Origin of the sequence: Paenarthrobacter sp. C1 (assembly GCF_049315185.1) — a bacterium.
Taxonomy (GTDB): Bacteria; Actinomycetota; Actinomycetes; order Actinomycetales; family Micrococcaceae; genus Arthrobacter; species Arthrobacter nicotinovorans.
In genome coordinates this window covers 1,078,041-1,103,889 of sequence record NZ_CP186052.1, presented here as the reverse complement: position 1 = coordinate 1,103,889, position 25,849 = coordinate 1,078,041, and the positions used below count along the sequence as shown (strand labels likewise).

Sequence of the window (25,849 nt, the reverse complement as noted above, 5' to 3'; positions counted from 1 at the left end):
TGGGGGGATGGCGTTAGCGGTCCCCAAGACGTCCCAGCAACTGGTCCAGGCCGAAGCGCTCTTCCAACTGGGCCCGGTTCAGCTGCCCGTGGTAGTGCTCCTCCAGCAACGGCATGAGCTCGTACTTCCAGATCCGGCGCAACCCTGTGGGGTTCTGGGCGGCGTTCTTCATGAAATACGAGGGTCCGATCATGAGGTCCCGGTCCCAATCGTCGATCGAATCATTAAGGGCATCCAGCAGGTCCGCGTTGAGGGTGTCCAGCCCGCGGGCCTCCAGGAAGCGGCGCAGCGAACCACGGACCGGTTCCACCTTGGGGTGCAGTTCGATGAACGCGAAGCGGCGGCGGATGGCCGCATCCATCATGGCGATGGAGCGGTCCGCGGTGTTCATGGTGCCAATGATGTAGAGGTTGTCCGGCAGGCTGAAGGGCTCGTTGGGGCTGTACTGCAGGTAGATGCGGTCGTCCCGGTACTCCAGCAGGAAGTACAGCTCACCGAAGACCTTGGCCAGGTTGGCGCGGTTCATCTCGTCGATGATCAGGAAGTACGGCTTGTGGGCGTTTTCCGGCTTTGCCGCTTCCTCGGCGAGTCGCCGCAACGGTCCGGCGACCAGCTTGAAGGACACCTGCCCGTCGTCGGTCTTGTCCGGCCGGTACCCCTCAAAAAAGTCCTCGTAGGCGTACGACGGGTGGAACTGGACCAGTTTCACCCGTTCATCGGTGTGGTCACCGGCGAGCTCAGCGGCCAGGTGCTTGGCGAGGTAGGTCTTGCCGGTCCCCGGAGGGCCGTAGAGGACCAGCTGGCGGTTCTCTTCGAGCAGTTCCGCGATCTCCTGCAGCGGCTCAAGGTCCATGTGGAGGGACGCTGCGAACTCTTCGGTCAAAGGCCGGAAGCCCTGCTGCACAACCTCGACGGCGACAGTGGGCGGCGCTTCGTCCTCGCCGTCGGTTTCGGCTTCCACGGGGAGCAGTTCCTGCAGCGCCTGGATGACCCTGGTGACATCGACGAGGATGCCGGGGGTGGACAGCTGCCGCTGGGCGTGGCGGGGAAGTTCGGGGATGGCATAGCTGTCGTCGAACCACCGGACTTTGCGGCGGATGCGGCGGTTGTCCTCGTCGTGCTCCGGCTCGCCAAGGACCACGCCGACGCGCACACGGCCGGCATGCTGGTACAGCGTGAGATCGCCGGGTTTCATGACGGTGAGGAAAGCGAAAACAGCCGTCTTGGTGTCTTCGCGTTCCACGTAGCCCAAGTGTTTGTAATCCTCGTCCACGGCGTGCTGGACGACACCGGCTGTGACGCCCGCGGTCAGGGTGCGGAGGTGCTGCACGTCCAGGGTTGCCTTCTCTTCGGCGACCCAGGAAGCGAGCAAATCCGCGTTGTCATGGTGGGTCCGCAGGAGCCAGGACCGGCGTCCCGGGTCTCCCACTTTGCGCCATTGGCTCACCAATTGCCGTGCGTACCAATCGATGCGCTGCCCGGCCTGCTCGTCCAGGTGCAGCCGGATGCGGTGGATGTCCGCTGTGATGTCCTCATCCGTGTCACCCTTGGCACCGCCCACCAGCGAGGCGAAGGCGTCCCGGATTTCCTGGCGTTCAACGTCAGCCACGACGGGCTCGAAATAACTTGGCCACACCAAGTACTCGATGCTCCGGCGCAGGGCAGGCTGGTCATCGGGCGTTGCTGCTGCCAGTTCGTGGAACATCAAAGGGTCCGCGAGGGCCCTGTTGATGGTTGCCGTGCTTTGGCTGTCCACGTGGGCAACGAAACGGCACAGCCACTTCAGGTGGTCCCAGATGGTCCAGTTGAATTCTGCGGTACGGTCGCGGATCACCCCGTGGTCCGTCATGCCCTCGTACAGTTCTTCCGGAAGCTCGATGGGCGGCTCAACCCACGACGCAGCCTCGGCTACCCGGGCGCGCTTGACCCTCAGGGACTTGACCTCGTGCGCCAGCGGCAACGACTGCAGGAAGAGCAACTCGACGGCCAGCAGCTTGGCTTCCCGGGAAGCGCCCTCCAGATTGTTCCGAAGGTTGGTCATCATGGGCGCCTTGGAGTCTTCCACCCCGCGCTCGAGCCTCTCGAGGAGCTCGGCGGCAGCATCCGCAGTCCAGGTGAGCGTCCGGCCATCCAGCGCCGAGGGTTTCCCGTGAAGCGCCGGACCGAGCACATACCAGGCTGCGTCCTCGATCTCCTTGGAGACTCCGGGGGCGCGGTCAATGGCAGGTTTCAGGGAGGGAATCACCCTGCCAACTTACCTTGTTTGGCTTAACCAAGCATCTGGATATCCACAAGCTTCCCGTGCTATTGGCCCCGCCCGCTGCTAGCTGCCGTCCCGGAGGTCGGCGGGTGGTTTTTCCGTCAATTCGATGGCGTCAAAGCGGGCCTCGCAGCTGGGTCCGAGTGGCGCCTGGGACATGAAACCCACGTGGACCGGTTTTTCCGTGTCCAACCGGAAAAGCCTGACGAATGACCATTCCCGCCCGTCCGCAGAGGAGTGGAACGCCCATGCCGGCCCTACCCGGCTGACCCGCAGATATACCCAGGGCGCAGTGACCACAGGCCCGTTGGAGTCGTCCGAATAGCTGTTGGTCACCACGCTGACCACCATGGCCTCGCCTTGCGGAGAGAACTCGAAGCAGAGCTTGGCCCAGTGTTCGCTGTCCGCCCACAGACTCAGCACCCCGGCGTCGAACGTTGTCCTGGGCGACGCGACCAAAACCCTGGCGGAGAGCGAGAAAGCCGCTGGGGCCCTGAAGCCCAGCGCTGTGGCTCCGTGTTGCGGTTCTCCGCCGAGGGAGTCGTTGGTCCAGTCGACGCCGGGTGCGGCGGTGAGCACCAGCGCTCCCTCTGCGTCGTCGTAGCTGGCTTGGCCAACCGTCGAGGTCCACTCCAAGGGCGGGAGTCCTGCAATTTCGGGTATCACGTCCGTGCTCCGTTCATCGTCGCTTTAGTCGTCCAGAACACGCTTTCAGAGCTTGCCCCGGATGTGCGGGAGGCCACACCGGGGCACCCCTTAATGCATGCCGAACTGGTACGCCGCCGGCACCGGTTCGTCAGGACACACCTCTTGCCACAGCGCGGCAATCGCGTCCTCGCCCTCGCGGAGGTCCGGAACCTCCACGCCCGCGCGCAGAATCGAGGCCGCTTCATTGGCGTTTCCCGTTCGTGCCAGCGCCAGCGCCTTCAGGAAACGCAAACGCCCGACGGCGGCACCATCGTGGGGTACCGACTCCACCAGTTCCAGGGCCATGGCCGGGTCCCCGTGGCGGATGCTGAGCGTCACGGCCTCCGTGAGCAGGGCTCTGTTGGAAGAGTCTGCCTCGACGCCCTTGCGGAGTTCAGCCAGCCCTTCGGCGTCCTGGCCGTTTGCGAGCAAGGCCAGCCCCAGTCCACGGTGTGCGAGCGCCTTGATACCCGGCGCTACCCCGTCGTCGGAGATTACCTCGCGGTAAAGATCCTTGGCGCCGTCCAGGTCCTGCCGGGCATGGCGCATGGTGGCCAGGTGGAACGTAGCCGCGGGACTGTCCTGCCCGGCCAGCAGCTGTTCCCAGTCCACCCCCGCGACGAAACTGGTCGCGCCGTCGAACGCCTTTCCCTTGAGCAGCCCAAGCCATGGCTCCTGTTCCGCGAAAACGCTCTCGTCCACGAATGGCGTACCGCTTTCGTCAATCCACGACAGACCGGCCTTCAGCCGCCGGGCCCTCTCCACCACGCCCCAGCCGCTGCCGTGCAGGAGCATTTTCGACGGCGGGACGTCGGCATTGGTGATGGCCTCGGGCAGCATGGCTTCAAGGGATTCGTGTGGCAGGAGCTCTTCCAAACGCTCACCGGCGTGGGCTACCGCGGCATCCCAGTCAGTGCTGTGGGCCGTATCCGTATTCAGGTGTCCGTTGCCGTATGCCTCCACCCACGCCCACTCTGCACCGGCGGGCATGACCAGGTGTTCGAACTGCGTCTGTGCCAGGCCGGCCTGGATCTCCGCATACGGGCCGGCTCCCGGGCTCAGCCATTCCTGCCAACGTTTGCCGCCCTGCCCCTGGCCCCATACGAAGAGCTTCTTTCCCCGCAGGAGCCCCGTTGAGAGCATCGCCAGCCCGTCGCCGTCGTCGTCCGCTGCCACAACCCAGCGCCGCTCGGAAGGGTCGATGTCGAAGAAGAAGTCCGCCGCGTGCGGGCTGTTGACCGGCCACGTGCCGTCATAGCCTTCGTGGGTGGTGGGCCTGACGCGGGTGATGTCCGTGGTGTAGTCGCTGCCGTAGGCCTCGTGGGCGGGCGCGATGACACGGGTGCGGTCAGTCTCCGGGATCGCGGCATTGCTCCACCAGTACATGGGGACGTCGTGGTCGTTCGGGTTCCGGATCCGAACCGCTGCCAGCACCACGGGCGATTCTGCGGGCAACCAGATGTCTACCTGGAACACCACTTCCCGGAGCCGTTCGTACTCCCACATCCGCAGGATGTGTTTGCCGTCCGGGGTGTGGACGATCGCCGTGTGCAACGGATCGCAGCTGGTGGGCGAATGGCCGCGGGTCCCGATGTTCCACTCAAGCCCGCCCGCGAACCAGGCCTTGCGCAACGCGATGTTGGCCAGCTGCGGGGCGTCATGGGTGTGGAGGAGCTGCTTGCCTGTTGCTTTGTCGAACAGTTCCCAGATGCGGCCGCCCAGGGACGGGAGGACTGTCACCTTGAGCTTGCTGTTTTCAAGCACGACGGCGGGAAACTCCCTGGGTGCCGCCTCCCGGCTGTAGCCGTCCTGCATGAGATACGGGTAGATGTTGGGCACCACGCCGTAGCGGGCCGATGCCTGCAGTTCCTCCGGCACGCCTTCGCCTACCGTGTAGGGCTGGTCCAGTTCGGCGGCAACCACCGGTAGCGGGTTGAGCGGGCCGAGCTCAGCCATGGTCAGGGAGATGGTGGTGACGGTGAGGCTGGAAGTTGCGGTGTCTGGCACGTCAGTATCCGATCATGAGAAGGAGGCCGCGCTGCGGCTCAAGGGTGATGGCCTGGCCGGGCGCGTAGTCCATGGCGGGCTGGAAGCCGCGGATCGCGGGCGCCTTGATACTGGCGGCGCGGGCTGTGGAGGTTTCGTCGGTGAGGGCCGCGTCGTCGAAGATCAACGTCACGTCCTCAGTTTCCCCGGCCCATGAGGCCAGCGCCACCACCATCCCGTTGTCCGTCAACCACGTGGTTGCCAGGACATCCGGGTGGCTGGTCCGCACTGGCGTGTGGGGGTCCCAGAACCCGTGCATCCGGGCACGTTCCAGGTTGTTCGCCGTCCAGAACTCCCACAGCGGACGGTTGTCCACCGCGGGTGCCCGGCCCGTCATGCCGAACACCATTCCGCGCCACGGATTGCCGCCGCCTTCGAGCATCTCGCCCATGAGGCCGAAAGGAATGCCGGACAATTCCACCAGCCAATAGTCGGGGTCTGTGCCGTTGTAGTCGAAATACTCCCCCAGCCACAGCCTGTCCACATACGGCAATTGCTCCATGTACAAATTGGCTGATGAGGCGTAGCCGTCGTTGGCGGTGAACTGGTTGGCAGAGTGGAGGTCAATCTCCGGGCCCCCCACTCCCCTGGCCCTGCAGGCCCTTTCAAGGACCTTGCGGACGCGCACCATGGCGTGCCGGTCAAAGGCCAGGTCATCGAGGTAAATACCGTCGATTCCGTCGTCGCCGGCAGCCAGTTCCTGCAGGCTGCGCACGTAGAAGTTCTCCCACCGCGACCCGCCCGTGGTCACCACCGCGATGTCCTCCACGTTCGGGGCAAACCAGGCCGAGACGTAGCCACTGCCGGCATGCTCCTGCAACCAGCTATGGCCGGCGCCCGGACCGTCGCTGAAGATCTCGTGGTCCAAATGCAGCAGCGGCAACAGCTCCGGGCTGTGGAACGTGAGCTCACGGACAGTGTTGTAGATCTTGGCTGTCAGGCCCTCCCGATGGCACTGCGCCACGTATTGCCGAAGCGTTTCCTTCGTGAGCAACGGATCATTGATATACGGTGCAGGCGCTGTCGCATGGTGGATATTGACCACAGTGGCTCCGGCCGCCCTGATCTCCGATGGGTCTTCAGGGGCGTGAAAGTAGCGCTTGCCCAGATGCCTGCCGGGTTGGATCGGCTTGAAGGGTGTGAGCAGAAGCCTGAAATCGAAGTGGAGCGGCTCGTTCGGCGTCAGCGTGCGGGCGCCGCTGAACGCGCGGACCGACACTTTGCCGTTGGCAGTCCGGAGCCGGACGCCACCCCTCACCCCGTCCTCCTGGCGGTTGGCCCACGATGCCGGTTCCAGCAACGGCTTTTCCCGGTAGAAGTTGGTGTTCAGGGGACGCTGGTACTTCTCATCCCGCAACGACAACTGAAGCCCGGCGTTCACCCTTCCCAGCCACAGTGCATCCTGGTTCCTGGCAGCCACGTCCCACATCCAGTCCAGGGTCTCCGGCCGCCGGCCGCCCGGAACGCCCAGACCCATGGCCAGCGGGACGGCGTCCTCGTCGAACGAAAGCTGCAGCCCGACGTCGTTCACGTCCAGAGTCTTCCGCGGCGCGAGCCGCAGCGAGTACTCAACTGTTCCATCGGCGTCGAGGGTGGCGTTCAGCTCCAGCGAGAACACCGCAACGCCTTCCTGGCTGCCCGTCCAGTTGCAGCCCCACGAGACCCGCGCAGGCCCTTCCGCGTTGAACGTCAGTGGCGAAAACTCCCAGCTGGTCCCCTCGATGTGCACAGCCATCGGAACGTCGAAAAGCCCGACGGCGGGACCATCCGTCGACGTCACGTCGCCCGTGAAGCTGGACGTCACTTGGGCAGGCAACCCCGATGCCGACAACCGCAGGCTCCGGCCAAGGATCCCCAAGGTTCGTTCCCGCTCGTCCACGGTGATGGCAGTGAAAGGAGCCACGAGCTCGACGTCCTGGGCCACGGCAGAATCCAGCCAGGCCAAGCGCCGAAGGAAACGTGGATCGCCGAAACCACCTTCCAGGATGTCCGGGTCCGTTTCCGTCGCCACGTCCAGCGTGACCTCGATTTCCTGCGCAGCCTCACCTTCCGCATGGATGGTGACCATGGCGGAATGCGTGCTTCCGGCGACGCCACGGGGCACGGGAAGGACCACGAACAGGGCCCGCACAGTGCCCGCCGGGACGGCCAGCTCCTTGTGCCATGGCCTGCCCAGCCGGTCTACGCCGTCGGAGTTGATGCAGTGGCCTCCGGCTGATGACACGACGTCCACGGAGACGCCAGCAAGGTCCTTCAGCGCGTGCAACCCCAGCTGCACCACGTAGTCCTCGCCCGCAACGGCGCCCGCCCGAAAGGTGTCTGACGGCCCGTTGGCTACCCAGTGCGCAGGCAGGTCAGTGCTCATGGAGACGGGATTCAGCCGGTCTTCGGGAAACACCAGGAAGGCCTCGCCCTTGTGGCACGAATGGAACTGTTCCAGTTCGTCCGCCCGGGCCGTGAAGTTCATCGGCGCGAACGAGTCCCGCTCACTTGCGGCCTCGTAACGGACGACCGTCGCGTTGGGCAGCCCGGCCTGCGCCCGATCCCGCCAGGCCGAATACCCGACGGCGGCAGCCCACCCCGGCTCTGCCGTCGGACGACGCGGGAGGTACTGGGCCTGGGGATAGTGGGGTTTGCCCAGCATTGCGTAGGGCAGGTAGTAAACGTAGTAGATGCCCGGGCCGTCGATGGCTTCGAAAAGGAGGGTTCCTGATTCCCTGGTGCACTCCTCTATGACCACATTGCGGACCCTGGCGCCCGTCTTCCTGGAGACGACGATGACATCCACTGTCGCGGGGCCCTCATCCTGACGCCGCCACGGCAGGACAAGCTTGTATGCCGCGGTCGTTGGGGCAACTGAGGACGTTGGGACACCCTGGGCCGTCGGGGCAACTTCCACCACAAAGCGGTGGTTGCCGTACAGCAGTTTGTCCCACGTTCCGATGCCGCATGCCACCTCAGGATGGCCGGTGGTTGCGTTGTTGCTTCGACTGCTGGGTGGACGGGAATTGACGGCCGGTGAAACCGGCGAGGGCAGCGGCATCGCTGGGACTCCTGGAAGTAGCTTCGGGGGCTTCTTCACCGAGTTGGTGAATCCTTACATCATCCGGTCGTTCCGCGGAATCGTAAAGGGTCATTGCGATGCGTACTCACTGGGATTTGCCCTGCCAGAGGCTGGACGGCAGGACTAATTCAGCCTAGCCAGATTCAAGGCGTTGATTTTCGCTTTGGCGGCACGGACGGTTTCGCGGTCCGTGACCGTGTAGGCCGTGGGATCGCTGCCGTCCTGGGTACCCAGGGAAATCGTTCCTCGGCCGAGCGTGGAGACGGTTTTCTTGGCGGACAGGTGGACCGCGCTCAAACCTGCAGCGTGCATCGCCGGGATGTCTGCCAGGGCCAGTCCCCCGCCGGCCATGATCTCGATGGCACCTCCGGCGCGTTCCACCATGGTGGCGAGCGTGCCGAGGCCTGCTCCCGCCGTCGCTGCATGCCCCGAGGTGAGGACCCTGGTGAACCCCAGCTCCATGAGCTGGTCCAGGGCAGCCAACGGATCCTTCGATTGGTCGATGGCCCGGTGGAAGGTCAGCTGTGCCTCCGGCTTGGTGTCCCTTACAGATTCCAGCAAGCGCCGGATGGTGTGCACGTCGACTGTCCCGTTGGGTTCGAGTGCCCCGATGACAACCCCGTTTGCTCCTTGGCGCAGCAGATGCCTGATTTCATGCACCATGGTGTCCACGTCGGAGGCCGAGTACAGGAAATCACCGGGCCGGGAGCGGATCAGTGGATGGATTTCCAAACGGCCGTCGACGTGTTCCATGCTGGCTTCCAGCAACCCCTGGCTGGGTGTGACGCCGCCCAGTTCCAGGCTGCTGCACAGCTCAATGCGATGGGCACCCTCAGCGGCAGCCACACCTGCACCGGCGGCGCTGACCACAGCGATTTCAAGTTTCATGGTGAAACTCTACGGGCAATTGGCCAACGTCCTGGCTACGCCTTATAGCGTTCGAGCTTTTCCTTTTGGTCTGGCGTGAGCCTCAGGACCCTCCCCGTCGCCTCGGCGACAAAGGCAAGGTGGGTGGTAGCCTTCACGCACTCTTCCCGGGTCACGGGATCCTTGATGACGTAGTGAAGATCGAAGCTGGCCCCTTTGATGGCGCCCACCCAGATCTCCACGACCGCCGGGATGTTGCGGTAGTCCAGGGTCCGGACGTAGCGGACCCTGTGCTCCACCACCAGGGTCATGACGCCCTCCTCAACGTCGTTGAAGAGGGCTGCCGGTGGTTCGACGCCGGGAAGCCCCGCACCGCTGGGCGGCCCGAAGGCTGCGATGCGGGCTTCCTCGAGGATGCGCACAATCTGGACATTGTTGATATGTCCGTAAGCGTCCATGTCACCCCAGCGCATGGGCACCAGGACCTCGATGCGCCGGGGTTCCACGGACTCCTCCGGTTGCTGCGTACTCAGCTGTGCACCGCCGTCGAATCATCCACCGCAGTCTCTTCCCCGCCAGCGAACTGGGACATGTACAAGCGGTAATAGGCGCCTTCGAGGGCGAGGAGCTGGGTGTGGTTACCCTGCTCCACGATCTGGCCGTTTTCCATCACCAGGATGGTATCGGCGTCGCGGATGGTGGACAGGCGGTGGGCGATGACGAAGCTGGTCCGGTCCGTCCGGAGCGCTGCCATGGCCTTCTGCAGCAGCAGTTCCGTACGGGTGTCCACCGAGCTGGTGGCTTCGTCCAGGATCAGCAAGGAAGGATCGGACACGAATGCGCGGGCGATGGTGATGAGCTGCTTCTCACCGGCGCTGACATTGTTGCCTTCTTCATCGATGATCGTCTGGTAGCCATCCGGCAGGGCACGGACAAAGCGGTCCACGTACGTGGCCTTCGCCGCTTCCATGATCTGCTCTTCCGTGGCATCCAGCTTGCCGTACTTGATGTTGTCGTAGATGGTCCCGCCAAAGAGCCAGGCGTCCTGCAGCACCATGCCCACCTTTGACCTGAGCTCGGAACGAGTGAGGTCCTTGATGTCCACTCCGTCCAGGGTGATGCGGCCGGAATTGAGCTCGTAGAAACGCATCACCAAGTTCACCAGGGTGGTCTTGCCGGCTCCTGTGGGCCCAACGATGGCCACAGTGTGGCCCGGCTCGGCACTGAAGGAAAGATCCTCAATGAGTGGCTTGTCCTCCACGTAGCTGAACGAGACATGCTCGAACTCAACATGGCCGTCAGACTTTGCCGGAAGGTGGCGCGTACCGTTCTCTTCGACCTCTTCATCAGCGTCCAGGAATTCGAAGACACGCTCCGCGGAGGCGACGCCGGACTGCAGCATGTTGGCCATGCCGGCAATCTGGCCCAGCGGCTGCGTGAACTCGCGTGAGTACTGGATGAAGGCAGTGGCATCGCCCAGGCTCATGGAACCCGAAGCAACCCGCAGGCCACCCACCACGGCGATCCCGACATAGGACAGGTAAGAGACGAAGTTCATGGCCGGGAAGATCACGCCTGAGACGAACTGTGCACCGAAAGATGCCTTGTAAAGTTCCTCGTTCTTCTCGTCGAAGCGCGTCAGCATGTCGGCGTCGCGGCCGAACACCTTGACCAGGTCATGGCCGGAGAACGACTCTTCGATCTGCCCGTTCAACGCGCCGGTGTTCTTCCACTGCGCAGCGAAGAGCTTCTGGCTGCGGGCACCGATGACCCCGGCAACAACACCGGAAAGCGGTAGTGCGATCAACGCGATAAGCGCCAGCTCCCAGGACACGATGAACATCATGACCGTGATGCCCAGGACCGTGAGGACGGAGCTGACCAATTGGGAGAACGCCTGCTGGAGGCCCTGCTGGACGTTGTCGACGTCGTTGGTCACGCGGGACAGGATGTCGCCGCGCTGGCGGGTGTCGAAGTAGTTCAGCGGCAGGCGGTTGAGCTTTGCCTGGACATCGTTGCGCAGTTTCTTGATGACCCGCATGACGATCCTGTTGAGCAACCAGCCCTGCGCCCACAGGAAGATGTTGGCCACGAAGTACATGAGCAGCACTATCGAGATCAGGAACGTCAGCTTGGAGAAGTCGATCCCGTTAGTGAGTTCCATCTTGGAGACCATGTCGGCAAAGTTCCCCTGGCCCTGCTGCCGCATGAGCTCAACGAACTGTTCCTGCGATACCCCGGGCGGAATCTGCTTGCCCATCACACCGCCGAAGATGACATCCATGGCACTGCCCAGAACCTTGGGTGCGATCACGTTGAGGACCACGGAAACGATCACGAGGCCGATCACGATGAACACACCGATGCGTTCGGGCTTCAGCAAGCCCATGAGCCGCTTGGCGGAAGGCCAAAATTCCTTGGCCTTCTTTGCGGGCACATCCCCGAACATGCCGCCATCGGCCTCCGAGGGGACGTACTCCTCCTCAACGAAGTCGTCGTCGTCCAGTGCTTCCGTTGCAACCTCTGCCGCAGCGGTTGCCTTGGCATCTTTCGCGGCTTCGGCCTTGGCAGCCCAGCCACGCTTTTTCTGCTGGTTCTGCTCGCTCATGCCACTTCCTCCACACTCAGCTGGGATTCGACGATTTCCTGGTACGTCGGTGACGTCTCCAGCAGTTCGTCATGCGTTCCCCGGTCAACGATGCGGCCGTTGTCCAGGACAAGGATTTCGTCAGCATCGGCAATGGTGGAGACACGCTGGGCCACGATGATGACCGTGGCATCCTTGGTCTTCCCCTTCAGGGCCTTCCGGAGCCGGGCGTCGGTAGCCACGTCCAGTGCCGAGAAGGAATCGTCAAACAAGTACACGTTCGGCTTGGTCACCAAAGCCCGGGCGATGGAAAGCCGCTGGCGCTGTCCACCGGAGACGTTGGTACCGCCCTGGGCGATGCGCCGGTTGAGGCCGGAGGACTTCTCCTCCACGAAACCCTTGGCCTGCGCGGTTTCCAGCGCGTCCCACAGTTCCTCATCCGTGGCATCGGGCTTGCCAAAGCGCAGGTTGTGCTCGATGGTTCCGGAGAACAGGTACGGCTTCTGGGGTACCGCCGATACACGACTGGTGATTTCAGAGGCATCCATCTCGGTGACAGGAACGCCGTCGAGCAGAACCTCACCGGAGGCGACGTCGTAAAGGCGCGGCAGCAGGGAGACCAGGGTGGTCTTGCCCGCCCCGGTGGATCCGATGATGGCGAGGGTCTTGCCCGGCTCCGCCGTGAAGGAGATGTTGCTCAAGACCGGTGCTTCAGCACCCGGGTACTTGAAGGTGACGTCACGGAATTCGACGCGTCCCTTCTTTTCAGCCGGCACTACCGGCGAGGAGGGGTTGTGGATGGACGGCTCGACGTCCAAAACCTCGCCGATGCGGTCTGCACAGACGGAGGCGCGCGGAATCATCATGGCCATGAAGGTTCCCATCATGACGGCCATGAGGATCTGCAGGAGGTATTGCAGGAAGGCCGTGAGGGCACCCACCTGCATGTCACCGGAATCGACCCGCTGCCCGCCGAACCAGAGCACCGCCGCAGTGGAAAGGTGCAGGATCATGCCGATCGCCGGGAACATCAGGACAAAGAGGTTGCCGATCTTCACGGATACGGCCGTGAGGTCCTGGTTGGCATCGCCGAAACGCTTGGCCTCGTGGGGTTCGCGAACGAAGGCGCGGACAACCCGGATGCCGATGATCTGCTCGCGCAGAACGCCGTTGATGGCATCGATCTTGGTCTGCATGGAACGGAAAAGCGGCATCAGCCGGACAACGAGATAGCCAACCACTGCCACCAGGACAGGGACCGAAACCCAGACGAGCCAGGAAAGGCTGAGGTCCTCACGGAGGGCCATGATGATGCCGCCTACGCACATGATGGGCGTGGAGACCATGAAGTTCAGGCCCATCAGGACGAGCATCTGGACCTGCTGGACATCGTTGGTGCCGCGGGTGATCAAGGTAGGGGCGCCAAAGCGGTTGACGTCCTGGGCGGAAAAGCTGCTGACCTGGCGGAACACGCTGCGGCGCAGGTCGCGGCCGATGGCCATGGCCACGCGGGCACCGAAGTACACGGCGATGATGGCGGAAAGCACCTGTCCCAGGGCGACAGCGAGCATGAGCGCACCGGTCTGCCAGATGAAATCAGTGTCGCCGCGGGAGACTCCCTCATCGATGATTTTGGCGTTCAGGCTGGGGAGGTAGAGCGTGGCGATGGTGGACGCCAGCTGAAAAAACAGCACGGCCACAATCTGCGGCAAATACGGCTTTGAGTAGCGCCGTATAAGGGTGACAAGCATGCCCACGGGTCCTTAGAAAGAGTGCGTGAATGTGATGAAAAGAAGTTTGGCAGCAGAGGCCGACAGTATTAGCCTCCCCACTCTACGAAATCCGTTGCCCTGGCGAAACAACTTCGGGAAAAGATCATCCCAGCGGAGTATCTGCCGTGTCGTGCATGCTCCCCCAGCGGCAGAAGGTTGCCGGGATACAGCAAAGCGCCGGCTGGAATCCCAGCCGGCGCTTTCAGTCCTGCCGCCGTTTTCGGCCCTGTTCGCTGGACCTGTCCCGGGCCCCGTTCCCTGGACCTGTCAGCTGCTCATGTTTCGCTGCAGTCGGCCTTGCGGGCCCGGAATCCCGAACCGGGTGGGGTCAGTGCCTTTCAGCCTGCGTGCTTGCCGTGTTCCTGGCGGGCTTCAACACCCTGGAGCAGAAGCAACGCCATACGTTCCTGCTGCCTGCGTTCACGCTTGAGTTCCTTACGGATCGCGGCAAGTTCCTCAGCGGTGCGGGTCTGCTGTTCCGCGATGGTCTGCTGGTCCCGCAAGCGGGCCTGCAGTTCCACGTTGGCACGGCTAAGCTGCAACTGCTGTTCGGCCAGGACGTACTGCGTGCGTGTCAGTTGCTCCTGTACTTCCTTGACGTCGGCCGTCGCTGAGGGCCGTTCCTGGGTCAGGATGCGGGCGAACTCAAGGTCGAGGTCGGAACCGGAATCCTCCGGCCGTACCTCACGCCCGGCCCCCGGAAGGGGACGACGGGCACCCACGGGGCTCGCGGCGTCATCGATCTTCACCCTGTCGCCGGTCTTCACCGCGTCCATGGACGCAGTGTCCAGCGACATGCCGGCTTCTCCCGAGGCCGTGGCCACGAGTTCCTTTTCCGGTGCGGCATCAACGGTGCGGCGCAACGGGCGTTCCTTGATGAAGAGGACTGCCAGGAGGGCCACCACGCTGATGATCGCGGAGATCAGGAAGATCTGTGCAGTCGCGTCACCGTAGGCGGCACGCATGATGTCTGCGATGGGAGCGGGCATATCCGCCAGGTCCATGCTAGCGCCTGAAGCGCCGCCCTGGACGGGGATGCCGGCGGCAGCCATGCCTTCAACCGCCAGGTCCTTCACGTGGTTGGACATGATGGCGCCAAGAACGGAGACGCCGATCGCGCCACCCACCGAGCGGAAGAATGCCACCGACGCACTCGCCGTGCCGATGTCCTTTGCCTGAACGGTGTTCTGTACGGCCAGCACCAGGTTCTGCATCAGCATGCCCAGGCCCAGGCCGAACACGCCTGTGTAGATGGCCACGATCCAGAGTTCGGTGGTGTGGTCCATGGTTCCTGCAAAGGCAAGCCCGCCGATAAGGAGAACGGAGCCTGCAATCAGGAACCTCTTCCACTTGCCGAAGCGGCTGATCAGGATGCCGGATGCCACCGAACCGATGAGGTTGCCGGCGATCATGGGCAGCGTCAGCAGGCCGGCCTCGGTGGGTGTGGCTCCGCGGGCTACCTGGAAGTACTGTCCCAGGAACGTGGAGGAGCCGAACATGGCGATACCAACCGCAACGGACGCAACGATGGCCAGCGCCGTGGTGCGCTCGGAGATGATCTTGAGCGGAATGATCGGCTGGGCAACCTTGGTTTCGACGAACACCAGGAGCGCAAGGAGTGCTACGCCGCCGCCGACCATGAGTGCCGACTGCCACGAGACCCAGTCGTAGTACTCCGGGTTGCCGGCAAAGGAGACCCAGATCAGGAGCAGGCTCACGCCGGAGGTCAGCAGGATGGAACCGAGCCAGTCGATCTTGGCGGGCCGCTTGATGTGCTCGATCTTCAGGGTGATCTGGAGCAGGATCAGCGCGACGACGGCCAGTGGCACGCAGACGAAGAACGTCCAGCGCCAGCCGAGCGGGCTATCCACGATGAAGCCACCCAGCAACGGGCCGCCGGCCGTGCCGACAGCCATGACGGCACCCATGTAACCGGAGTACTTGCCGCGGTCGCGGGGCGGAATCATGGATCCGATGATCGCCTGTGCCAGGGCCGTGAGGCCACCCATGGCGATGCCCTGGATAACGCGCGCGGTCAGCAGGAGCGGGATGGTTTCGGACAGGCCCGCCATGACCGAGCCGGCCACGAAGATGATGATGCTCAGCTGGACCAGGAGCTTCTTGTCGAAGAGGTCCGCGAGCTTGCCCCAGATGGGCGTGGTGGCCGCGTTCGCCAGCAGGGCGGCCGTGATGACCCAGGCGAAGTCGGTCTGGGTGCCCTTGAGCTCGGACATGATGGTGGGAAGTGCGTTGGCGACGATGGTGCTGCTGAGGATCGCCGTGAAGAAGGCCGCGAGGAGGCCGGTCAGGGCTTCCATGATCTGACGGTGGGTCATGGGCGCGGCAGCCTTGGCTGCGGCGTCCACCGCCTGCGGATGTTGTGGTGCTGCTGTAGCCATGCGTGGGCTCCTAAGCTGTCTGGTCTGTTGTGATGGAGCCGGCCGCCGTTGCCCGGATTGAATCCTTGAGGGATTCGGTGAGTTTGTTGATGACCTGGGAGGCCTCGAGGGCGTCAGCCTCGCTCCAATCCGCCAGGTAATCCCGCAGTCTCACGCTGCGTTGTTCTTCGAATTCGTGCAGCTTCGCCGTCCCGCGTTCAGTCAGGGCCAGAAGCTGCGCCCTGCCGTCTGCGGGATCCGGCCGCCTGGTAACGAAGCCGAGTTCTTCGAGCTCCGCGACGTGGCGGCTCAGTACCGGCGCACTCACGCCAAGGCGAGCGGCCAGGTGCGTGGCACGGGTCTCCCCCTCGCCAATGAACCGCATCACCCCTTGGACCGCCATTCCGACGTCGGGAACGCGGGCCATGTGCGCGGTTACCACGCAGCGCAGAGTCCGCTGCAGGTCAAAGATCTGATGCACAAGATCGGTTGCTGTGGCAGAACCGACAGACATGTAAAACACCCCTTTTTGTTTGCCTAAAGCAACTATAACGCAGATTGATTGCTTTGGGAAACTAAAGGAAGAGCTTAGGCCTCCGGGCGGGTCAGCTCCCGGGCCGCGTTGATGACTTCCTCCACGCGGCGCGGACGGCTTACGCCCGGCGCCACCACGGCTGCCAGTTCGTTCGCCGGCACCTTGTCCTCGATCGGGACAAGCGCAACGCGCGCACCCGTGTAGAGGGACTCGATTCCCGGCCAGACATTCGTTACCGAGTACGCCCGGCCGCTGGCCACGATGCCGCGGATTGTCTGGGCCACCACGCTGCGCCACCGCACTTTCGGCTCGATGCCCGCCGAATGGAACATCGCGATGACCCGCTCCGCGCTGGGTGGAACATCGAACAGGACCACATCCTCATCGGCGAGATCGGCAAAGCGCAGCGAGGCACTGCCGGCCAGAGGATGATCGGCGGCCAGCATGAACTGCGGCCGGGAAGGAGCCACCGTCAGGATTTCGACGCCGGGAACCGCCTGGAGCGAATAGATGAACGCAACGTCCAACTCGCCTTCCCCCACGGCACGCTGCAGCTCTTCGGCGTTTCCCTCCACGAAGTCGAGCTCCACCTCCGGCCATTTGGCCGCAAAGACATGGATCAGCTCGGGAATCAAGCGAGGCGAGATGGCAATCATGCAGCCGATGGCGACCCGACCACGCATGTCCTCATGGGAACCACGAAGTGCCCCCTGGAGATCTGCGGCTTCACGGAGGATCCGCCGGGCCCGGACGCCGAGCTCAACTCCGGCCGGCGTCGGTTCCACCCGCTTGGCGCGCGTCCGGATCAGCAGGTCCAGGCCAAGGTTTTTCTCCAACTGGGCGATGGCCATGGATGCGGCAGCCTGGGAGATATTGCTTTCACTGGCGGCCTTGGTGAGCGAACCGTGGTCCAGCACGGCCACGAAATATTCCAGCTGCCGAAGCGTAAACTCACCCATCAGTTCTCCTTATGAACTTCTTTGAATTGATTGATTATACAAGTGACGTGGTCCGCACCACACTGGAAGAAAGCCCATTCAGTCAAAGGAGCATCCATGACACCGACGTCATCCCTGAAGCCGCACATCGTCACCCTCGGAACGGCCGGCGGACCGCGATGGTGGGCAGCGGCTGACACCGGCGAGCGCACCGGGATCGCCACCGCCGTGGTGGTGGGGGATGCTTTCTACCTGGTGGATTTCGGCCAGGGCGCCGGACGGCGGCTCAGCCAGTCCCGCTTGCAGCTCAAGGACCTCCGGGCACTCTTCATCACGCACCTGCACTCGGACCACGTCTACGATCTCGCCGGGCTGGGAATCTTCGGCCTCTACGCCCTGACAGACCGCCTAGACTCGCCCGTAAAGATCATTGGACCGGGCAACCGCGGCGAGCTGCCCGCCGTGTCGCCGCGCGCCGTCGTCGAGCCTCAGCCGCTGGCGCCTGAAAATCCGACGCCGGGTACCCGGCAGATGTTCGAACAGCTCATGAAAGCGCACGCCACCGACCTCAACGACCGCATCCTGGACAGCCTGCGGCCCAGCCCCTTGGACATCTTCCACGCCGAAGACATCCGGATCCCGGCGGAATCGGGCTACCACCCCAACAGCAACCCGACGCCGGACATGGAACCCTTCGAGGTCTACCGCGACGAACTCGTCACCGTGACCGCGATCCTGGTGGAACACCCTCCCGTGGCCCCGGCATTCGCCTTCCGCTTCGACACCGCCGAGGGTTCCGTGACCATTTCCGGTGATACCGCTTACACGCAAAACATGATCACCTTGGCGCAGGACACGGACCTCCTGCTGCATGAAGCGATCGACTTCAACTGGGTGGAGTCGCTGTACGCAGACAAGACCGATGAGTCCAGCCGGGCTTCCCGCGACCACCACTACAAGTCCCACACCAGCGTCCGCGAAGCCGCGAAGCTCGCCGAGCTTGCCGGTGCCGGCCACCTGGCCCTGCACCACCTCGTGCCCGGTTCCGCTTCCGAAGCCGTATGGCGGGAAGCCGGGGAGCATTTCTCCGGGACGTTCACGGTTCCCAATGATCTCGACACCATCCCGTTCGCCCGTCAGCGCTGACGAGCCAATACCCACACTGAGGAAGCACATGAGCTCAGCACCAACCGCCCCGAAGACAGGCACGGCCACTTCGGCGGATGCGTCCATGAACACCAAGGACATGCGTCGCATCCTCGCATCCAGCTTCATTGGCAGCGCCATCGAATACTACGACTTCGTTCTCTACGCCACGGCAGCAAGCCTGGTCTTCAACAAGGTGTTCTTCGCCAACCTCGGCCCCGGCTTTGATTTGTTCGCGTCGTTCGTCACGCTCGCCGTGGGATACATTGCCCGGCCGGTGGGCGGCCTGATTTTCGGACACTTCGGTGACCGACTTGGCCGCAAGAAGATGCTGGTCCTGTCCATGCTCATCATGGGACTGGGCACCACGGCGATCGGCCTGCTGCCCACCACCGCCCAGATCGGCATGGCCGCGCCGCTGGCTTTGGTCCTTCTCCGCCTGGTCCAGGGTGTTGCCGTCGGTGGCGAGTGGGGTGGTGCCGCGCTCATGGCGATCGAGCACGCCCCCAAGAAGCACCGCGGTTTTGCGGCCGCCTTCGCCAACGCCGGCGGACCGGCCGGCGCCATTCTTGGCACCCTTGCCCTGTCCTTGTTCGCCGCGGTTTCCGGCAATGACTTCCTCGTGTGGGGTTGGCGCGTGCCGTTCCTGCTGAGCGCATTGCTCATTGTCGTCGGCATGGTCATCCGGCTCAAGGTGGCCGAAACACCCGCCTTCCAGCGTCTGGAAGCTGCCGGCGAACAGCGCCGGGTGCCCTTGCTCGATGTCCTGAAGAACAACCCCCGCGCCGTAGTCCTGGGCCTGCTGGCCACCACCTCGTTCTACGTGTGCCAGTCCATGACCACGGTGTGGGGCGTCTCCGTCGCCGTCGAGAGCGGGGCGGACAAGAACGGTGTCCTGAACATCAAGGCTGTTGCCGCGCTGCTGACCCTGGTGATCTGCTTCTACTCCGCCCGCCTCAGCGACCGGATCGGCCGGCGTCGTGTCCTCATTGGCGCGTCCCTCCTGGGCGCGGTGCTGGTCTACCCGATCCTCGTGCTGATGAGCAACGGGGAGCTGTGGGGCTTCGCGGCCGCGATCATCCTGGGCAACGGACTGGTCCAGGGCTTCCTGTACGGCCCGATTGCCGCTTACGTCGCCGAACAGTTCCCTACCCGCAACCGCTACACGGGAGCATCGCTGGCCTATCAGGGTGCCTCGATGATCGGTGCGGGCTTCACGCCCATGATCGTAGCCGGACTGAGCCTTGCCGCCGGCGGTGGAATCTGGCTCATCGCGGTCTTCTGGATTGCCGCCATGCTGGCATCGGCCATCGCCGTGAAGGCCACGCCCGAAGGCACCCAACGCGAACTCGACTAACCGCTTCCCTTGCCGCCGGCATCCCCGCAACGCAGTCAGCCCCCGCACGGTATTCCGTGCGGGGGCTGACTCGTTAGGGCTGCTTGGTCGCCTTAGTCGTCCAGGTGGGTGGGGCCGAACATCTTCAGCAGCGTCTCAACCACGACGACGTTGGGTCCGTCCGCTGCGAAGGACGCCTTAAGCGCGTCCCCGACATCCTCCGGGGCGACCCGGCGGGCCGGGACACCGAAGGCTTCAGCGAGCTTCACGAAGTCCGGGCGGGCGAGCTCGGTGGCGGTGGCCTGGCCGAAAGCGCCCACCATGTACTCGCGCAGGATGCCGTAGCCGCCGTCGTCGACGATCAGCCAGGTGACCGGGACGTTGTGCTGCTTGGCGGTGGCGAGTTCCGAGATGGAGTACATGGAAGAGCCGTCACCGGACACAGCCAGCACTCGTGCAGAACCACCGGGCTTTCCGGTGGTTTCCAGGCCCACGGCCCCGCCGATGGCTGCCGGGAAACCGTAGCCGAGCCCGCCGGCGCCCTGGGCGGAGTGGAACTGGCCCTGCCGGGCATCCCAGCAGCTCCAGCCCCAGTACGCGGAAATGGTCATATCCCAGAACGTCTGCATGTCACCCGGGACGGCCTCGCGGATGTCCGACATGAACTTCAGCTCCTTGGCCAGGTCCTGTGATTCCAGGCGGGCCTTGACCTTCGCCAGGGAGTCCTTGACCACATCTTCCGGAGCGGTTCCGTGCCAGGAGCGCGTTGTTGCATTCGCGGCTCCGGCTGCTTTGAGCGCTTCGTCGAGGGCCGCGAGGGCCTGGCCGGCGTCGGCGCGGATGCCCAGGCCAGGCCTGTTGGATTCGAGGACGCGGGGCTCGGCGTCGATCTGGATGATGCGGCCGCGGGGTTCGAACGTGAAGTAGTTCGACGTCACCTCGCCCAGGGAGGAGCCGATGACGATCAGGACATCGGCGTCTTCGAGGACATCGGTCATGTACCGGTCCTCGATCCACGACTGCAGGGACAGCTCATGGGTCCACGGGAACGCGCCATTGCCGCCGGGGGTGCAAATGACCGGGGCGCGCAGTTGCTCTGCGATCGAGAGCAGCGACTTCTCGGCCCGGCCACGGCGGGTACCGCCGCCTGCGATGATCGCCGGACGTTCCGCCGTCGAGAGCCACTTCACGGCCTCGCGGACCAGCTCCACCCGGGGCGGGTTATCGAATGCCTCGGCGAGGGCGTCTTCGACCGGGGGGACCATGATGGGATCCAGCAGGACGTTCTGCGGGATTTCGATCCAAACCGGGCCTTGCGGCGAGGAAATCGCCTCGGTCCACGCGTCCTGGATCGCCGACGGGATACCCGAGGCGTGCTGGATCAGGCGCTGGCTCTTGGTGACGTTCGCCGCCGAGGCCTTCTGGTCATCAAGCTGGTGCAGCATACCCTTGCGGCGGGCACCCAGGCCGTCGAGCGGGATCTGGCTGGCAACAACCACCATCGGAACACCCGTGGCATACGCTTCCTGCAAACCGGCGAGGGACGTCAGCGCGCCCGGACCGGTGGACAGGAACAGCACCCCCACCTCGCCGGTGGCACGGGAGTAGCCGTCAGCTGCGAACGCCGAGTTGTTCTCCACACGGGAGGACACGAAGTGCAGGTTGCCGCGGCCCATGGCATCAAAGAGACCCAGGGCGTGCTGGCCCGGGATACCAAAAACAGTCTTCGCACCCAGCGCTTCAAGGGTCTCGACGACGAGGTCCCCACCGTTGCGCTGGTTGGTCCCCTTGGTGGGAGCTGCTGTGCCAGGATCGAAATCGATCATCGCTGCCCTCCGATGGCCTGTGCGACTTCCTGGATGCGGGCGCCGAGGGCCTGCTGCGCGTAGCCGTTCGGGGCACCGTGGCGGTCACCTTCCACCGCGTTGTCTGCCATGAGGGTCACCAGTTCATAGGCAACGTGGCTGCCGGCGACTCCGGTGATTTCTGCGTGGTCGTAGGCCGGGGCGACTTCCACCACGTCCGCGCCAACGAGGTTCATGCCGCGGAAGCCGCGGATGATCTCCAGCAGTTCGCGGCTGGTGATGCCGCCCGCTTCGGGGGTGCCGGTGCCGGGGGCGTGGGCCGGATCAAGGACATCGATGTCCACCGAGATGTACAGCGGGCGGTTGCCGATGCGGTCGCGGATCTTTGCCACCGTCTCCAAGACGCCCTGGTAGTACACGTCGGCGGAGGTGACGATTCCGAACCCGAAGCGGTGGTCGTCGTCGAGGTCCTTCTTGCCGTACAGCGGACCGCGGGTACCGACGTGGCTGATGGCCTCCGTGTCCAGGATGCCTTCTTCGACGGCCCGGCGGAACGGCGTACCGTGCGTGTATTCGGCGCCAAAGTAGGTGTCCCAGGTATCCAGGTGGGCATCAAAGTGCAGCATGGCGATGGGTTCGCCTGCGCGTTCCGCTGCTGCCCGGAGCAGCGGGAGGGCGATGGTGTGGTCGCCGCCGAGGGTGACCAGCTTGCTGCCGTTGGCCGTGAGGTCCAAGGCGTTCTGCTGGATGGTTTCGATGGCCTCGTTGATGTTGAACGGGTTCACTGCCATGTCGCCGGCGTCGGCTACCTGGATGTTCTCGAACGGGCTGACGTCCCAGGCCGGGTTGTACGGGCGGAGCAGACGGCTGGCCTCACGCACGTGGGTGGCGCCGAAGCGGGCTCCGGGGCGGTACGAAACGCCGGAGTCGAAGGGAACGCCGACCACGGTGACGTCGGCCTTGGAGACCTGGTCCAGGCGGGGCAGGCGGGCATACGTGGCGGCACCGGCGTAGCGCGGGATACGGGATGAATCGATGGGGCCCAGGTTGCCGTTGGCCTCGATGCGGAGCTCTTCCAAAGTACGCCACTCCTTGAGTGAATAGGGGGATTGATTCTGCGGACTGTGACACCCATCATACACTCAAAGTTGTCTAATATGCATCACTTGTTTACAACCTTCCAAAAGGATGAGACGCCGCTCACAGCAGGCGTAAAGATTCCATAAAAACCGGTGTCCCGGCGTCGAACCGGGCCATACGCTCCATGCGGAAGCAGTACCGTGCTGCGCGAAAGGACACCGTGACCACCCTGTCGAGGCCTCCGGCCGACCCGGCCAACCGGCCCAAAAATTCCTTCAAGCTCAAACCCTGGTTGCTTGAGGGAATGCCGGACACTTCAGGCAAGCGGCAAGGCCCCCACGGCCAGCCCTCGGAGTCCCACAAGCCGCAGGCCTGGTGGAAGGTCATGTGCCTCACGGGCCTGGACTACTTCTCGACACTGGGGTACCAGCCCGCCATCGCCGCCCTGGCAGCGGGCCTGCTTTCTCCCTTGGCGACGTTGCTGCTGGTCACAGCAACCCTGGCCGGAGCGCTGCCGGTTTACCGCCGGGTGGCAAAGGAAAGTCCACGCGGCGAGGGCTCCATTTCCATGCTGGAGCGGCTCCTCCCCCGCTGGGGCGGCAAGCTCTTCGTCCTGGCACTCCTTGGCTTCGCGGCCACGGACTTCATGATCACCATTACGTTGTCGGCTGCCGACGCCACGGCCCACCTCATCGAGAACCCGTTCGCGCCGGACTTCCTTGAAGGCCAGAACGTCGCCATCACCCTGGCGCTCATCGCGGGCCTGGGCATCGTCTTCCTCCGCGGATTCAAGGAGGCCATCAACGTGGCCGTCGTCCTGGTGGGCGCCTTCCTGATGCTCAACCTTGTGGTCATCGCCGTATCCATCGGCCACGTCTTCACCGAGACCCGCGTCATCACGGACTGGTGGACTGCTTTGACCACCTCCCACGGCGATCCGATCATGATGATCGCCCTGGCATTGCTGGTGTTCCCCCGCTTGGCGCTGGGCCTCTCGGGTTTTGAAACAGGCGTCGCCGTCATGCCCCAGATCAAAGGCCATGCCACGGACACGGAAGCCGATCCGGCCGGCCGCATCAAGGGTGCCCACAAGCTCCTGACCACCGCCGCGATCATCATGAGCTCGTTCCTCATCACCTCCAGCTTCACCACGATCATGTTGATTCCGGCCGCTGAATTCGAACCCGGCGGAAAGGCCGATGGCCGCGCCCTTGCCTACCTCGCGCATAAGTTCCTGGGCGATGGCTTTGGAACCGTGTACGACATCAGCACAATCGCCATTCTGTGGTTCGCCGGAGCCTCCGCGATGGCCGGATTGTTGAACCTTGTTCCCAGGTACCTGCCGCGCTACGGCATGGCACCGGCCTGGGCGCGGGCACTCCGCCCCCTGGTCCTCGTCTTCACGGTCATCGCCTTCATCGTCACCATCATCTTCCAGGCTGATGTCAATGCCCAGGGTGGCGCCTATGCCACTGGCGTGCTGGTCCTGATCACTTCCGCGTCCATCGCCGTGACGCTGTCGGCACGCCGAAGGAAGCAAAAAGCACAGGTCATCGGCTTCGGCCTCATTTCCCTGGTCTTCGTTTACACCACCGTGGTCAACTCCATCGAGCGCCCGGACGGCCTGAAAATTGCCGCCCTGTTCATCCTTGGCATTCTGGTGGTCAGCTTCGTCTCCAGGATGAGGCGGGCATTCGAGCTGCGGGCCACGCACATCAAGATGGACCGGAAGGCCCTGGAGTTCACGGCCAACAACACGCACGGACCGGTCCGGATCATCGCGCACGAACCCAAACGCTTCAGTGCCGACAGGTACCGGGAGAAGCTGCAGCACGCCCAGCAGGCCAACCACCTCCCCCTGGACTGCGACGCCGTCTTCATCGAGATCATCGTGGACGACAGTTCAGACTTCGAGCAGGAACTCCAGGTAGTGGGCAAGGAACGGCACGGGTTCAAGATCCTGGAAGTGCACAGCAACAACGTGCCGAACACGCTGGCGGCAGTACTCCTCCACATCCGCGACGTCACCGGTTTCATGCCGCACATCTACTTCCGGTGGACTGAGGGCAACCCGATTTCGAACCTGAGCCGCTTCCTCTTCTTCGGCGAAGGGGAGATCGCGCCTGTCACCCGCGAAGTGCTCCGGGAAGCCGAGCCGGACATCACCCGGCGCCCCTGGGTCCACGTGGGCTAGCCGCCTCGCACGCTCCTGCCCGGTTAGTCCCTTCGCAGGCTGCGCTCCTCCCCAGTTCGTCCCCCCGCGGACTCCGCTCATCCCCGGATTTCGGGCGCTCCGCTTGGCCCGTAGGACGAAGGGCGGCGGCAACCGGGGAGGAGCGCCGCCACCAGGAGCTCAAACCGGGATGGAGCGTCGGCTGGAGTTGCCCACATACGGCAAGTGCGTCATTTCGTGGAACGTTGGAAGCCTGTGGACTGGTCCGATGGACGCCTTCCAGTACCTCGAAAAAGTAGGCGGCGTGGCTCGGACCGGACAACTCCTGGCCGCAGGCTATTCGCGCCGGGACATCGCGCGCCTTCCAAGCAAGGGTGCGAAACAACCCCGGCGGGGCATCTTCATGCTTGCGGATCACAGACCCGAGTTGGCAACCGCCCTCCGCTACAACTCCTACGTCTCCTGCGCCAGCGCAGCTCAACACTACGGATTGTGGATACGCAAAGCACCTGATCTCCACCATCTGGCATGCGATCACGGTCACGGCACCGGGTTCGTCAGGCACAGGACCATGAGATTCGAACCTCATCCCAGCCTCCCAATCGCCGCGGTGGAAGATGTAGTCCTACATGCCATGGCTTGCCTGGCGCCGCCCGCTTCAACGGCAATGGCAATCTCGGCGGTTCGACTGCACGGTGTGCCGTTGGAACTGCTGAAGGAACAGTTGCAGGGAGACAGGTCGCGGCCCGTCCTCAACGCGCTCAAGGATCTCGACCTGCGTGCAGAGTCCATTGTGGAGGTCGATGCACAGCATCTGCTCCGCACCCACGGCATTGCATTCGACGCCCAAGTGGCAATACCTGGCATCGGGCGCGTCGACCTCCTTCTGGAAGAGTTCCTCATTATTGAAGTGGACGGCTTCGCGTTTCACTCCGATAGAAAGGCCCTCCGCAACGACTTGGCACGCAACAACGCCTCCACCATCAACGGGTATTTGGTCCTGAGGTACCCACCGGAAGTCATCTGGTTCGAGCCGGAGCGCGTGATCGCGGAGATCCAGGCGGTTCTCAAGCTGCGTCGTGACGATCCCGCCCGGTTGGTGGACGGCTTTGCCCAGCCGAGCCCCGGACTTTCGGGGATCGGCCCGGTCCCTGGCTTCCAATACAGGAGGTAAC

General features: G+C 63.9%; 16 protein-coding genes and 1 pseudogene. 4 read left to right on the top strand and 13 right to left on the bottom strand.

Annotated elements, in window-relative coordinates; genetic code table 11:
• Positions 1-13 precede the first annotated feature (13 nt).
• The 11 genes and pseudogenes from ACNAOU_RS05285 to ACNAOU_RS05235 all read right to left on the bottom strand — a co-directional run bounded on the left by ACNAOU_RS05285 (position 14) and on the right by ACNAOU_RS05235 (position 17,155).
• Complete coding sequence (locus ACNAOU_RS05285; protein ID WP_055974383.1) at positions 14-2,245, bottom strand: McrB family protein; 2,232 nt, start codon at positions 2,243-2,245, stop codon at positions 14-16.
• 78 nt (positions 2,246-2,323) lie between these two features.
• Positions 2,324-2,926: a DUF1349 domain-containing protein gene (locus ACNAOU_RS05280; RefSeq protein ID WP_026267072.1), complete on the bottom strand. Its 603-nt coding sequence runs from the start codon at positions 2,924-2,926 to the stop codon at positions 2,324-2,326.
• Positions 2,927-4,003: 1,077 nt separating this feature from the next.
• Positions 4,004-4,762, bottom strand: a pseudogene (locus tag ACNAOU_RS05275) (DUF5107 domain-containing protein); the annotation flags it as partial.
• A 193-nt stretch (positions 4,763-4,955) separates the two neighbouring features.
• Positions 4,956-8,036, bottom strand: coding sequence for a glycoside hydrolase domain-containing protein (locus ACNAOU_RS05270; RefSeq protein ID WP_422758188.1), 3,081 nt, complete (start codon positions 8,034-8,036; stop codon positions 4,956-4,958).
• A 144-nt stretch (positions 8,037-8,180) separates the two neighbouring features.
• Entirely contained in the window at positions 8,181-8,945 is a 765-nt protein-coding gene (locus tag ACNAOU_RS05265; protein WP_422758187.1) for a copper homeostasis protein CutC, read from the bottom strand.
• Between the two features lie 35 nt (positions 8,946-8,980).
• Positions 8,981-9,397, bottom strand: coding sequence for a thioesterase family protein (locus tag ACNAOU_RS05260; RefSeq protein ID WP_110505881.1), 417 nt, complete (start codon positions 9,395-9,397; stop codon positions 8,981-8,983).
• A 56-nt stretch (positions 9,398-9,453) separates the two neighbouring features.
• Positions 9,454-11,532 (bottom strand): ABC transporter ATP-binding protein, encoded by a 2,079-nt coding sequence (locus tag ACNAOU_RS05255; RefSeq protein ID WP_422758186.1) that lies wholly within the window; start codon positions 11,530-11,532, stop codon positions 9,454-9,456.
• A complete protein-coding gene (locus ACNAOU_RS05250) occupies positions 11,529-13,262 on the bottom strand; it encodes an ABC transporter ATP-binding protein (protein WP_064722054.1) in 1,734 nt (577 codons plus the stop codon). Before ACNAOU_RS05250 ends, ACNAOU_RS05255 begins: the two co-directional genes overlap by 4 nt.
• Positions 13,263-13,621: 359 nt before the next feature.
• Entirely contained in the window at positions 13,622-15,682 is a 2,061-nt protein-coding gene (locus ACNAOU_RS05245; protein ID WP_422758185.1) for an MFS transporter, read from the bottom strand.
• A 10-nt stretch (positions 15,683-15,692) separates the two neighbouring features.
• Complete coding sequence (locus ACNAOU_RS05240; RefSeq protein WP_018777085.1) at positions 15,693-16,175, bottom strand: MarR family winged helix-turn-helix transcriptional regulator; 483 nt, start codon at positions 16,173-16,175, stop codon at positions 15,693-15,695.
• Positions 16,176-16,249: 74 nt separating this feature from the next.
• Entirely contained in the window at positions 16,250-17,155 is a 906-nt protein-coding gene (locus ACNAOU_RS05235; protein ID WP_055974375.1) for a LysR family transcriptional regulator, read from the bottom strand.
• 96 nt (positions 17,156-17,251) lie between these two features.
• On the opposite strand from ACNAOU_RS05235, the gene ACNAOU_RS05230 reads away from it, so the two are divergent.
• Positions 17,252-18,280: an MBL fold metallo-hydrolase gene (locus ACNAOU_RS05230; RefSeq protein ID WP_422758184.1), complete on the top strand. Its 1,029-nt coding sequence runs from the start codon at positions 17,252-17,254 to the stop codon at positions 18,278-18,280.
• A 28-nt stretch (positions 18,281-18,308) separates the two neighbouring features.
• Positions 18,309-19,637, top strand: a complete 1,329-nt coding sequence (locus tag ACNAOU_RS05225) for an MFS transporter (protein ID WP_416429282.1) — start codon at positions 18,309-18,311, stop codon at positions 19,635-19,637.
• A 92-nt stretch (positions 19,638-19,729) separates the two neighbouring features.
• Here ACNAOU_RS05225 and ACNAOU_RS05220 read toward each other — a convergent pair whose 3' ends face one another.
• A complete protein-coding gene (locus ACNAOU_RS05220; protein ID WP_422758183.1) occupies positions 19,730-21,442 on the bottom strand; it encodes a thiamine pyrophosphate-binding protein in 1,713 nt (570 codons plus the stop codon).
• Complete coding sequence (gene speB, locus ACNAOU_RS05215; protein WP_422758182.1) at positions 21,439-22,500, bottom strand: agmatinase; 1,062 nt, start codon at positions 22,498-22,500, stop codon at positions 21,439-21,441. Before speB ends, ACNAOU_RS05220 begins: the two co-directional genes overlap by 4 nt.
• Before the next feature lie 221 nt (positions 22,501-22,721).
• On the opposite strand from speB, the gene ACNAOU_RS05210 reads away from it, so the two are divergent.
• Positions 22,722-24,695, top strand: coding sequence for an amino acid transporter (locus tag ACNAOU_RS05210; RefSeq protein ID WP_422758181.1), 1,974 nt, complete (start codon positions 22,722-22,724; stop codon positions 24,693-24,695).
• A 247-nt stretch (positions 24,696-24,942) separates the two neighbouring features.
• Entirely contained in the window at positions 24,943-25,848 is a 906-nt protein-coding gene (locus tag ACNAOU_RS05205) for a type IV toxin-antitoxin system AbiEi family antitoxin domain-containing protein (protein WP_035733454.1), read from the top strand.
• Position 25,849: the final 1 nt, after the last annotated feature.